The following is an 11615-nucleotide window of genomic DNA, read 5'->3' as shown; positions in this document are numbered from 1 at the left end:
ATGGTTTATAGATGCGACAGAACCGTTGGTAAACATGAAAGCGCTTTACAACGTTTTTTATGTGAAAGCCAATGTCAGCTACTCAAATGATACCATTTGTTATAAACTCACTTTTACTCTATGGTCTTGTCGATATCCTGAACAGATACAATATTTTTTATTTATAAAATGAAGTAACTACTTATCGTAAAGTTGATCTATAGATATAATACTACCATTTGATGACTTTTCAGCACATTTCTCACTTTCATATTCTTTATCAGAATCAACGCTAAATACTAAAGTATCTCCTGAAATTTTATCATGAAACTCACTAATAGCAAAAAACGGTACAGTGACTTGTTCTTGTTTTCCACGAAAGCTCAAACTGACGCTAAACTTATCTTCAAGAACTTTTAGACCAAAAAATTGATGCTGTAATATAATAAGCATTTGAGTAGGGTATGATTCTTTCAAGTAGTCTGGCATGACAACACCATTAAAGCGCGTAAAAAATACTATTTCTAAGTGAGGAGTAAAAACATTATCTAATATAGTATTCAAAGCCTTTTTGATAACTTGAAATTTAGCATAACTAAGCGACTTCTGATAATCTGTTTTATCCATATAACCCTTACATGTTTGGGGGAACTTCTGTTACCCGGCGTTCCCTAAACCGTGCTTATAGCAATGAAGTTATAGTGCCTAAATTAAGCAGCTAATGCAACATTGTCTTCAGCAGCAAAGTTATCGTTTGCATCTAAATTGTGAACTCTTAGCGGTGGTATCTAACCGAGCAAAGCTACCATCTTTACTATGCATGTCGATCCTTACTCGCCCCCGTATCAATCAAAAAATATGGTGGAGGCGCCGAGTACTGCCCTCGGGTCCAATACACCTATTACAAGGTAATTTTATTGCCATAGTGTATAAAAAATACACATGCTTATTATACAGTAGTATTGAATAAATGTCAAGTTATTGAACTCCAAATTGATTGGCAACTAAAAAACTAATATAAAAATTACTTCGCCTATTTATCTAATCTTAGTATACTCACAGTAGAGGTATTTTTAGAGCTCAAAATCTATCTTCGTCTGCAGACTTTTTTATCAAATAATCAAACTCAGTAAAGAATGTAGCGTATCTTCTTCAGCGCAAATGGGTGCACACATATGCTTAATCTCTGTCGTATGTGCGTTACATTTTTTCTGTTCTTTATTAATAAATATGGGGGATTCTATGCCTAATTCTTAACAAAAAACTACTCAAATGCTTTTGTAGCTATTGAATTTCTGAGTTCAAGAAAGCAAGAGACAGTGTGAGAAATGGCACAAGCCGAAAAAAAGATAAGTTGTGGAACAAAAAATGCAGACAACTGTGGAAAATTACCCACTGGAATCCAGACTTTGATTGTCAAATAAAAAATTCACATCTTAAAAGGATCATACACATCAATTTTTTTAGGGTCGCTTTTTTTCATTTTCTCACTCAATAACCTCAGAATGGGCTGTAAATCATCGTCGATTGATAAGCACAGTACTTCTCTATCAAGATAATTGGCTAAATGATTCTTCTTCTCAAGAATTTCTGTTTCTTCCAATAAGTCACATTTATTTAACACTACAATTTCCTCTTTTTCAACAAGATCGCTATTGTAAAGCTTCAGTTCATTATGCGTACAATTATAAGCTGAGATAACGTCATCGCGCGTTACATCAATTAAATGCAGTAAAATTTTGCACCTTTCTATGTGCTTTAAAAATTTGTGTCCGAGCCCAACTCCAAGATGAGCATCAGCGATTATTCCAGGAATATCTGCTATTACAATTTCGCTATAATCCACTTTTGCTACACCTAAATGTGGTCTTATAGTAGTAAATTCATAGTCGCCTACTTTCGTATCAGAATTCGAGCAGCGGGTTAAAAATTTAGATTTACCTACATTTGGCATACCAATAATGCCAACATCAGATAAAACTTTTAGCTTCAATATTATATTTCTTTCTTCACCGGGCTGACCATGGGTAAAATGTCTTGGTGCCCTATTAGTAGCAGATTTAAAGTTAGTATTTCCAAGCCCACCTTTTCCACCTTTCACTACTTGAAATTCCATGTCAGGTTTATCAAGATCTACTATTATTTCCTCACTTTCTTCATCGATTATTTGTGTACCAACTGGAACTTTAAGTATAATATCTTTTCCTGCCGTGCCAGATCTATCTCTACTCGTACCACTTTTTCCATTACTCGCTTTAATGTGTCTTCGACAACGAAAATTAAGCAAAGTGTTGAGATTTGCATCACTGATGAAAATTATGTCTCCTCCCCTGCCACCATTACCACCGTTTGGACCACCAAATTCAACGAATTTTTCTCGACGAAAACTCGCGCAACCATCGCCACCATCACCTGCTTTTAAATATAATTTAACTTCGTCTATGAAATCCATGCTAACCCGCGATAATATTTAGCATTTTCTCCTAATGAACTTTCTATTCTCATCAATTCATTATACTTTGCAAGCCTATCAGAACGCGACAGCGAGCCAGTCTTTATTTGCCCACAATTCGACGCAACTGATATGTGGGATATCGTTGTATCTTCTGTTTCACCTGAGCGATGCGAAATAATAGCCCTGTAGCCATTTAATTTTGCCATTTCAATGGCAGCAAAAGTTTCCGTAAGTGTTCCTATCTGGTTTGGCTTGATTAGTACAGCATTTGCCATTTTCTCCTCTATTCCTTTACTTATTAGTTCACAATTTGTAACAAATAAATCATCCCCGACTAATTGAATTTTACTTCCCAATTTTGCAGTAAGTAATTTCCAACCTTCATAGTCGTCTTCATTCATTGCATCTTCTATAGAAATTATTGGATATTTGCCTACAAGGTCAAAATAATACTGAACCAATTCCTCTGAAGTGAGTTCTCTGTTTTCAAATTTATAAACTCCATCTTCATAAAAAGTAGATGCAGCAACATCAAGACCCAGTGCAAAGTGATTTTTCATCGAATAACCGGCAGATTCAACAGCCTGAATTATCAGATTAAGAGCTTCTTCAGTGCTACCAATGTCTGGTGCAAAACCACCTTCATCTCCTACGTTTGTGCTATAACCTTTTTTCTTAAGAATGCTGCGCAAGTTATGAAATACCTCCGCAGATATTCTGATTGCTTCACTGAAAGTTTCAGCACCAACCGGAAGAATCATAAATTCTTGAAAATCGAGTTTATTATCTGCATGTACTCCACCATTAATGACGTTAATTAGCGGAACTGGCATCTGCTCTTCCCCTACTCCCAAATACTTATATAACGGCATTTTAAAGCTGTTTGCTGCTGCTTTTGCAACAGCAAGAGACACACCCAAAGTTGCATTTGCTCCAAGTTTAGATTTATTTTTTGTTCCATCTAGTTCAATTAAAACTTTATCAATTGCACTCTGGTTTGCTGCATCCATGCCAATGATTTTATTTGCTATCACTCCACTCACAGATTGAACAGCTTTCAGCACTCCTTTACCACAATACCTTTTTTCATCTTGATCTCTCAGCTCCAATGCTTCTAGTTTACCGGTCGAAGCCCCAGAAGGGACAGCGGCTCTACCTGTTGCTCCATCACATAGTTCTATTTCTACCTCAATTGTTGGGTAACCCCTGCTATCTAAAATTTCTCTTGCAAATACACTGCTGATCGTCTTTTTCATCATGCTAAACCTCCACTAGATTCACAATTGTGTTCACGTTCGGGAAATGTCACCCCAGCGCTGTAACATTTCAGTGTACGAACATTGCAATATACAGGTAATTTGAGTAGCGGATGGTCAGTGCTTGACACTGGAATCCAGTTTTTATTATACAGCCACTTATTTAAAGTTAAGTTTTCTGGATCCCAGTGTCTGGGCACTGGGATGACACCATTCTTAATGGAAGCTATCCCCATATCGCAATGTCTGTACAGTTGTTTGCCTAGACAATGGGATCCAGTTTTACTACACAATTTTATCATATAAATCACCAATGCTTAAGTTTATTTTACTAGCAGCAGCTTTGCAGTTTCTTTCGCTAGTTTAGCTATATTACTACCAGCACCAATAAATAATACTACATCTCCTGAACTTGTCGAATTACTAATAAAATGTGAAATGAGTAAAGCATCATTCATAATCTTCACATCATTAAACCCATTACTGATCAAGGCTTTTTGTATATCATCAATTCCACAGCCAGGAATAGGCTTATCTTCTGGAGGATGGACAGGAGTGAGAATTACATAATCAAACATCATGAAAATTCGTACGAACTCATCAAAAAAATTACGAACACGAGCAAAACGAAGCGGCTCGATAATTCCTGTTACCTTTCCTTTAGTGGTCAAACGTGCTGCTGCCAGGGTTGCTTGTATTTCATTTGGATGATGAGCATAGTCCTCAATTAACTTAACACCTTTAATATCGGCAATTAAAGAAAATCTCCTTGCTACTCCTTTAAATTCCAAAAGACCTTTTTTAATCTCTTCATCACTAATTCCAAGTTTCACTGCAACTGATATTGCAGCCAGGGCATTGCTAACTTTATGCATTCCTATTGCATTTGATAGCACTACATTCTTTATAATTCTGGTACAAGGTTGAATATCTTCTTTTTGTCTTTCGAGAGCGAGTTCTTTTAATCGAAACACCATATGTACATTATCATCATCAATTTCAATACGCTGAACTAACTTTCTAATTATATTAAATTTAGTCTCCCAATCTACCTCTGATAAATCACACTTTTCCTTCGTTATATGCCCTCTTAACATCTTCACTTCTTCCCATACTACCCCTTCTAGTATATCTGCGCGTATTGATTTGCTGTTACATTCACCAAAACGTTTTCCAGGACAACGATAGTAACTTCTTCCTCCCTTAGCATTACTCATTCCATAATAAACGGATTTGCAACACTGACATATCACTAACCCTTGTAATAAGTATTTTCTTCCACTTTGTTGCATTTTTTCTATTTGTAGCTTTTCTTTTTCCACACTGTATCTCTACGACTTATATATATTTTGCCTATAGTAAAATACGCACATAATGAGCCAAATCAAGGAAAGTGCAAACCAAGTAATTGCGTATTCAAGATGCTTTATTGGCTGTATAGTCAATTTGCCACCAAAATTATCTTGCCACAATATACATTTCTCTAGCTTAATACCTAGATCATTGGAGATTTCTTCTGTACTTAAGGTAAACCATGTATTTGAAGCAATATCATTTTTGATAAACCAATTTTTGCTACCATCACAATACAAAACGCCATCAGCAGCTACTTTTTCAATTTTTGCTTTTTCTTCTTTTTTTTCTCTGACTATTCCTTTATTTATTAACATGTAATGTCCATTGATAAGCAACATAGGAGACAGCACATGATAGCCACGTTGACCTGCGAAAACATATAGTTCTATATCACTTAAAATTCCGTCGATTTTAACGTTTCTGTAGTTAAACTTTGAAAGATTATCACTAGGCAGTAGATGAATAACTGGAAGATCCATATTTTTGATAATATTATTCTTCCAGCTCAATCTAAATAACTGCCATAACCCGAGTGAAAAAAGAAATAAAAAAGGTATAATGAAAATAAATACTGTTTTTCTTAACACTCTATATTTGTGTTCTCAAGTAATTTTCAATACCCATAAGCTCAATAAGGTCAATCTGTTCTTTGATCCAATGTAAGTGCTCTTCCTCATTTTTCAGTAGTCCTTCTAATAACATTACACTCACGAAATCCTTTTCTTTTTCAGCAACGGAAATTGCCTCTTTGATGCCCTTGATACCTTCTTCTTCTAAGTTAGAATTATCTTCTAAGATTTTCTGCATTGTATCTTTTGTGAACTTTCCTTCATACTTTGAGATTTTATTTGTATCTTGAAAATTTGGCATGCCCTTAAGCAGTAAAATTCTTTCTGCCAACCTATTTGCATGCTCAAGTTCTTCATTAAGCTCCTTTCTCATCTTTTCTGCAAGTTTATTAATTCCGCTATCTTTAAGAATCGCAAAGTGCAAAAGATACTGGCGTACAGAAGTCAGCTCATTTGTAAGTAATTTATTTAAATGTTCTACTATTTCTTTATTCATAACCTTTCTTTAGCTAATATACCAATGTAATCTACATAACAATCAAGGCAACATCAATTCATTTTTCTCACAACAATCGTATCAAATAGCACATCATGAAATGCCTGTTTCCTCTGAGAGAAGCAAGCAACTAAATACCAACTGAAGGTAAGCATCACTATAATCACTTCTAGTGTACTTAAAGCATTTACTGATGTTTGAAAAAGTTTGATAAAGGTGATAATTGAATTATTTAGCATAGGAAGGAAAAACTGAGAGATAGTGCGATCAAATGCTAAGCTCAAACCTATTTTAGAACTATCTAAAGTGATAGTATATATATTCATTAACTGTTGACCAGGAGTTGCTTGAGCTGTTGAAGATATAAAATATGTAAAGTAGCCACAATTTATACACATGTATGACAGGTGTAAAATTAATGGAAAATCCCCTAATGACAACACAATTAGTAAGGTTGGAATTAATAAAATTGCTACATCTATTAAATATGCGCAAAAGCGCCTGTGTACACTAGCGATCTCTGTCATTACCACCTATCTTTCAAATACTTTACTATGAATTCTGTAAGTTTATTAAAATGTTGAAAATATAACAAATCTTCATAACCTCTTATTGATTGTCCGTATACAATAGGTAAGCAATTTGCATTTTGTGCACATAGAATGTCTGTGATGCTGTCACCAACAAAAAACACATTTTCTCTATTTACAGGTAGCGTACTCTCCTCTAGTGCAAATAGCAGTGGAGTTGCAGATGGCTTATCTTCTGCAGTATCACATGATCCAACTATTCTTTCAAAGTAAGAATCTAGTTTAAAGTAGGCAACTTCTTGACGTAAATTAGTATTTTTCTTATTGCTAACTATCGCTAGGTAAATATTGTGGCTTTTCAGTGTCTGCAGCATTTTCTCTACTCCTTCATTCAGAGTAATATTTTGTAACAATGCATTATCTAGGTATTTTTGATATATCTGATTCGCTTTTTTCCACTGATCACCAAACAAATTGACCATGTAGCTCTTTCTTGATTCATGAGAATTTCTATCAACAACTTTACTGCCAGATCCCATCAAATCTAAAGTATGCTTAATGGCATTAGAAATATTATCTTGAGTATCAACTAAGGTATTATCCCAATCGAATACTACCGCTAATCGGCTATTTTTCATTTTTATATTGTGACGTATTTTAAACTAATAAGTAAATAATATTTTGATGATAAAGCTTCTATGTTAATCATTTTTACATAATTAACTAATATACTTATTTTAGTATAAGATTTTACGTAACAGGTATGACACAGCTTCAAGACACACCAAATATTGACAAGCAACCAGATAATAATGTTAAACCATTGCAGAAAACTAAGCAAGTGTCTAAGCAGAAAGGCATGGGCGCTCAAGACGGTTCTGTCGCATTTGTAGGGAAGTAGAAAGAAGAATGATATAATTGTCTAAAAAAAAAGCAAAGATGTTTCGTATCAATCAAAAATTGTTGCCATATTTCAAAGGATTTAGCTTTTCAGAGGATGTTATCTGTATACATGAAATGTCGATTCTCTTTGAGCTATCGAGATTTGGAAGAAATGATGAGTATAAGGGGAGCAAAATGCTACGTTACAAAGGTGGGTTATCACCACTGATAGATGAGGCAGTAAGGAAAAGAAAGAAGCAGGTTGGTAGTAGTTGGAGAGACTTACATTAAATTAAACGGTAAATGGGTTTATTTATATACTGTACTCTTGTGTGTTAGTAGAGACAAGTCTGCAGCACTTGCATTCTTTCGTAAAGCCTTCAGGAGTAACTATCTTCCTGAGAAAATTGTAATTGATAAAAGCGGCAGTAATACTGCTGCTCTTGATTATTTGAATGCAGAAATTTCTGAAGATTACAGTTCTTCAAATAAAATATCTAAATAATATTGTTGATAGATTTATCAAAAAACTAATAAAGCCAATGCTTGGGTTTAAAAGCTTCCATTCCGCAAAGATTACCATCACAGGCATAGAAAATATTTGTATGATTCAAAAAAGACAAATTATTAAAATAATGTTTCTACTTTTGAGAATTTTGCTATGTTAATGGCTTCATAACTCCTATAATCCCACCTTTAATGATCTTCTTTCCTATGGTTTATAGATGCGACAGAACCCCTGAAAATACCTTGATAATTCGAGTGAATGTGAACCTGAGTGGTTTCAAGACTTAAATAGTTGTTGTAAACTTGCTTTTATTATCTTTTAGTTTAAGAAATTAAAAATTTAACGATGAGAATTATAATTACAGACCAAAGTAAAAAGTAGGCTTTTCCATTTGATCTATTTTTCACTTGTAATTTTTTGTCAGCTATTAGGTTTAATTTTTCTATAAGGCTAAATATTCCTTGGATTGTTTTGATGGGATAAGAGCTTTTAATTTTTTCCCTATACCCTATTTTACTTTCATGTTGACTGTTTATCCATGTTTCAACTACTTTCCACATATTGATTTCTGGATAGACTTTCCTACATGTTCCTTCTAATAAAATCATAGTTTTCTGCAGCAATAACAATTGTGTTTGAACTTTCATATCAAAATCACCAGTTATTTTTAGTAGCTGAGTAAGTAATCGAGCAAATGAAATCTTCTGTATAGGCTGTCCAACAATGGGCTCACCTATTGCTCTGCAAGCTGTAACAAAATTTCTATGCTGTGATGGAACATAACCAGCTTTAAAGTGCATTTTTGCAACGTGATCGTAATCCCGATTTAAAAATCCCTTGAGTATCTCTATAACGTAGTAGCATGTCTCACGATCTATTCTACCCATGATTCCACAATCCAGGGCAATAATATTGTTATTACTATCGATCATTAGATTTCCTGGATGCATATCAGCATGAAAAAAGCAATCCCTATACACCTGATTACAAAACGATTCTATAAGATTGATAGCTATTTGCTTGCGGTTATTCAGCTTTTCAACTTCGTATATTGGTATAGCTTCCATCCATTCTAATGTTAAAACCTTTTTTGAAGTTCTACTCCAATCTATTTCAGGTACGTAGAAACCTCTGTCATGTTTAGTATTTTCCTTCAGTTCCGAAGAGTGGGCAGCCTCAAAGCGTAGATCTAACTCTAATCGGCAAATTTCAGCAAAAGTTTTGACTAATTCAACTGGCTTCAGCCTTTTTGATTGTTCACTAAATTTTTCTGCAATTTCTGCAAGCCAAGAAAGCATTTTTATATCCCTTGAGAATGTTTTCTCAATATTTGGCCTCAAAACCTTTACAGCAACTTCCTTACCCTCAATTGTAACTGCTCTATGCACCTGAGAAATTGATGCTGCTGCAATTGGCTTTTCAGAAAAACTTGAAAAAATGTCGCTTAATTTACAATTAAACTCACTTTCTATAGTTTTAACTGCTATTTTATACGAAAATGATGGCAATCTATCACATATCAATAGCAAGTTATTTGTTATGTCCTCATTTAAAATATCAGTGCGTGATGAAATGGATTGCCCAAATTTAATGAACACCGGACCTAATCTTTCAAGAGCACGCTTTAGTTTATGACCTTGTATTTTATTTATTGATTTTTTTGATGGTGGAAGTAAATAAGGTAACACATTGTAGCGTGTTAGCACTGTAGTTATTTGCAGAAGACGTAGAATATTTTGAATCATTTCGCTGCGTAACTGCCAAATATTTCATTTATCTCCATAATTTCATCAGGTTTACCTTGATAATAGATAGTATTATTTATGCAAATTATGTAATCTGAGGATGGTAGAGCAGAGTTAAGGTCATGAGAAGTCATGAGAATCGACACTGATCGTTCTTTTGCGATTTTATTTATAATATCATAAAATTTAGCTCGTGCGTTAATATCCATTGCACTGACTGGCTCATCTAAAATGATCAAATCAGATTCTGAAATTAAACAGCGTGCAAGCAGCAGTAATTGTGTTTGTCCTGCAGAGATTTCTAATACTTGATTTTTTAGGATGTTACCGATACCAACCAATTCTATTGCTTCTGTAACAATGGGTTGATTTTTCTTCAATTTCTTCGAGGAGCTATTGAAAAGGAAAGACTCAACTGTTATTGGCATCAAATTACCAATACTAAAATTTTGTGGCATATAGCTAATTTTTATATTGTCAGCGAATACAATACTGCCAATAAAACCTTTATTTATACCAGCAACTGCTTTCACTAAAGAGGTTTTACCTCCGCCATTTGGACCAAGTATTGTAACTATATCTCCTCTTTCTACTGATATATTGATATTATCAAGAACTTTTTTACTACCATGTGCAAGAGTAAGGTTTTCTATTTTTAGAATGCAGTTATTGACATTACTTAACTTTTTGGCGAAAATTGACTTCTTCTCAATATTTATATGAGACATTTACTGATTTTTTTTCTATTACTTTCACTTACACTATACTACAATAGTGCCTTTTCATCCAATTTAAAAATTGTAGCTACAATCAAACCTATACACTCACTTGTAGCTTCTGTTACAGATGGGATTTCAAAGCCAGAATTACTAATGTACGAAATAGTGTCTGAACATAACTACATGCTCAGGCCTTCAGATGCAAGTAAATTAGAATCTAGTAATATTATATTTTATATCGATGATTCTTTGGAAACATTTGTTAAAACTTTCGCTAAAGAAAATAAGAAGTTAATACCGCTATCAAGTGCAATCGATCTACTTCCTGCTCGACCACATTCGTTTTCTAGTCACATTCAAGATGAAAAAGATTTGCATATTTGGCTGAGTCCTGAAAATGCAAAAAGTATGATACTTTCTATCAGTGCAACATTATCTAATATAGATAAAGAAAATGCCTATCGATACAATACTAACGCAGAGGAGGCTATAAGAAAGATAGACCAAGAAGTAGAAAAAATTACGAAAGAATTGGATGAGTTAAAAAATCAAAAATACATAGTTACTCACGATGCTTATCAATATTTCGAAAAATATTTTGATTTAAGTTACCCAAGCGCCATTCTTTCTATAGAAGAGGATTCTTACATAGGTATGAAGAGTTTAATGAAATTAAAAAAGGTAATGAAAGAGGAAAACGTTAAATGTATTGTTTCTCATTCACGAGAGGATAGCATAAAGCCTAATGTCTTTTCTAGTGACGTAAAAATGGTGATTCTTGATCCTATTGGATCAGATGTAGAGCCTGGAAAGGATGCATATCTAGATATAATCAGCAGCATTGCACAAAATTTCAAGTCTTGTTTCACTGAGTAATGAGTTCTTTTATCTATTCAGATAGCATTGCAAACTTAGTGCTTTCTATTCCAATCACAACTATACCGACATTATCTACCAGAAGTATATCATCCCAGTCTGGGATTCAGTTAAGTTGGTAAGCATAAAAATATTATGTTAAAGCACAACGTTCTTGATGAGATTAGGGCAAGCCAATGTCAGCTACTTGAATGACACCATTTGCTATGCCCTCAAAAATGAATGCTCGTACAGCTGTGTGCCA

Annotated in this window: 12 protein-coding genes, 1 other RNA gene and 2 pseudogenes; 3 read left to right on the top strand and 12 right to left on the bottom strand. The window is 34.1% G+C overall.

Features of this window, described 5'->3' with window-relative positions:
* Positions 1-177: 177 nt before the first annotated feature.
* The 10 genes and pseudogenes from OPR30_RS04675 to OPR30_RS04630 form a co-directional block, all read right to left on the bottom strand.
* Entirely contained in the window at positions 178-606 is a 429-nt protein-coding gene (locus OPR30_RS04675; protein WP_007302665.1) for a ClpXP protease specificity-enhancing factor SspB, read from the bottom strand.
* Positions 607-622: 16 nt separating this feature from the next.
* Positions 623-960, bottom strand: a transfer-messenger RNA (tmRNA) gene (gene ssrA / locus OPR30_RS04670).
* Between the two features lie 448 nt (positions 961-1408).
* Positions 1409-2431, bottom strand: a complete 1023-nt coding sequence (gene cgtA, locus OPR30_RS04665) for an Obg family GTPase CgtA (RefSeq protein WP_265030522.1) — start codon at positions 2429-2431, stop codon at positions 1409-1411.
* Positions 2419-3693: a phosphopyruvate hydratase gene (gene eno / locus OPR30_RS04660; protein ID WP_265030521.1), complete on the bottom strand. Its 1275-nt coding sequence runs from the start codon at positions 3691-3693 to the stop codon at positions 2419-2421. The genes cgtA and eno overlap by 13 nt, the downstream gene beginning before the upstream one ends.
* 66 nt (positions 3694-3759) lie before the next feature.
* Positions 3760-3893 (bottom strand): annotated as a pseudogene (locus OPR30_RS06420) (WPE palindromic element domain-containing protein); the annotation flags it as partial.
* A 120-nt stretch (positions 3894-4013) separates the two neighbouring features.
* Positions 4014-5012: a recombinase zinc beta ribbon domain-containing protein gene (locus OPR30_RS04650; RefSeq protein WP_265030520.1), complete on the bottom strand. Its 999-nt coding sequence runs from the start codon at positions 5010-5012 to the stop codon at positions 4014-4016.
* 9 nt (positions 5013-5021) lie between these two features.
* Positions 5022-5633, bottom strand: coding sequence for an SURF1 family protein (locus tag OPR30_RS04645; RefSeq protein WP_265030519.1), 612 nt, complete (start codon positions 5631-5633; stop codon positions 5022-5024).
* Between the two features lies 1 nt (position 5634).
* Positions 5635-6111 (bottom strand): bacterioferritin, encoded by a 477-nt coding sequence (gene bfr / locus OPR30_RS04640; protein ID WP_265030518.1) that lies wholly within the window; start codon positions 6109-6111, stop codon positions 5635-5637.
* 53 nt (positions 6112-6164) lie between these two features.
* Complete coding sequence (locus OPR30_RS04635; protein ID WP_064085312.1) at positions 6165-6638, bottom strand: RDD family protein; 474 nt, start codon at positions 6636-6638, stop codon at positions 6165-6167.
* Positions 6638-7279 carry an HAD family hydrolase gene (locus OPR30_RS04630; protein ID WP_010401658.1) on the bottom strand — a complete coding sequence of 214 codons (642 nt, stop codon included), beginning with the start codon at positions 7277-7279 and terminating at the stop codon, positions 6638-6640. Before OPR30_RS04630 ends, OPR30_RS04635 begins: the two co-directional genes overlap by 1 nt.
* 125 nt (positions 7280-7404) lie before the next feature.
* Between OPR30_RS04630 and OPR30_RS04625 the strand changes: the two genes are divergently transcribed.
* Together OPR30_RS04625 and OPR30_RS04620 are read left to right on the top strand one after the other, a co-directional pair.
* Positions 7405-7542: a hypothetical protein gene (locus tag OPR30_RS04625; RefSeq protein ID WP_264375388.1), complete on the top strand. Its 138-nt coding sequence runs from the start codon at positions 7405-7407 to the stop codon at positions 7540-7542.
* A gap of 38 nt (positions 7543-7580) precedes the next feature.
* Positions 7581-8202, top strand: a pseudogene (locus tag OPR30_RS04620) (IS6 family transposase).
* 152 nt (positions 8203-8354) lie between these two features.
* Here OPR30_RS04620 and ubiB read toward each other — a convergent pair.
* Together ubiB and OPR30_RS04610 are read right to left on the bottom strand one after the other, a co-directional pair.
* A complete protein-coding gene (gene ubiB, locus OPR30_RS04615) occupies positions 8355-9776 on the bottom strand; it encodes a 2-polyprenylphenol 6-hydroxylase (RefSeq protein WP_264377922.1) in 1422 nt (473 codons plus the stop codon).
* Positions 9773-10504: a metal ABC transporter ATP-binding protein gene (locus OPR30_RS04610; RefSeq protein ID WP_265015317.1), complete on the bottom strand. Its 732-nt coding sequence runs from the start codon at positions 10502-10504 to the stop codon at positions 9773-9775. Before OPR30_RS04610 ends, ubiB begins: the two co-directional genes overlap by 4 nt.
* Here OPR30_RS04610 and OPR30_RS04605 point away from each other — a divergent pair.
* Positions 10496-11371: a zinc ABC transporter substrate-binding protein gene (locus OPR30_RS04605; protein ID WP_264374829.1), complete on the top strand. Its 876-nt coding sequence runs from the start codon at positions 10496-10498 to the stop codon at positions 11369-11371. The two genes, OPR30_RS04610 and OPR30_RS04605, sit on opposite strands and share 9 nt — an antisense overlap.
* Positions 11372-11615: the final 244 nt, after the last annotated feature.

This window comes from Wolbachia endosymbiont (group B) of Athalia cordata (genome assembly GCF_947251845.1).
Classification (GTDB): Bacteria; Pseudomonadota; Alphaproteobacteria; order Rickettsiales; family Anaplasmataceae; genus Wolbachia.
Note: the sequence above shows the minus strand (reverse complement) of the source record. Positions and strands in the feature narration are given on the sequence as shown.

Excerpts from the sequence above, each read along its gene's own strand:
- OPR30_RS04675 (WP_007302665.1), bottom strand. The coding sequence starts at position 606 with ATGGATAAAACAGATTATCAGAAGTCGCTTAGTTATGCTAAATTTCAA.
- cgtA (WP_265030522.1), bottom strand. The coding sequence starts at position 2,431 with ATGGATTTCATAGACGAAGTTAAATTATATTTAAAAGCAGGTGATGGT.
- eno (WP_265030521.1), bottom strand. The coding sequence starts at position 3,693 with ATGATGAAAAAGACGATCAGCAGTGTATTTGCAAGAGAAATTTTAGAT.
- bfr (WP_265030518.1), bottom strand. The coding sequence starts at position 6,111 with ATGAATAAAGAAATAGTAGAACATTTAAATAAATTACTTACAAATGAG.
- OPR30_RS04635 (WP_064085312.1), bottom strand. The coding sequence starts at position 6,638 with ATGACAGAGATCGCTAGTGTACACAGGCGCTTTTGCGCATATTTAATA.
- OPR30_RS04630 (WP_010401658.1), bottom strand. The coding sequence starts at position 7,279 with ATGAAAAATAGCCGATTAGCGGTAGTATTCGATTGGGATAATACCTTA.
- OPR30_RS04625 (WP_264375388.1), top strand. The coding sequence starts at position 7,405 with ATGACACAGCTTCAAGACACACCAAATATTGACAAGCAACCAGATAAT.
- ubiB (WP_264377922.1), bottom strand. The coding sequence starts at position 9,776 with ATGATTCAAAATATTCTACGTCTTCTGCAAATAACTACAGTGCTAACA.
- OPR30_RS04605 (WP_264374829.1), top strand. The coding sequence starts at position 10,496 with ATGAGACATTTACTGATTTTTTTTCTATTACTTTCACTTACACTATAC.
- OPR30_RS04610 (WP_265015317.1), bottom strand. The coding sequence starts at position 10,504 with ATGTCTCATATAAATATTGAGAAGAAGTCAATTTTCGCCAAAAAGTTA.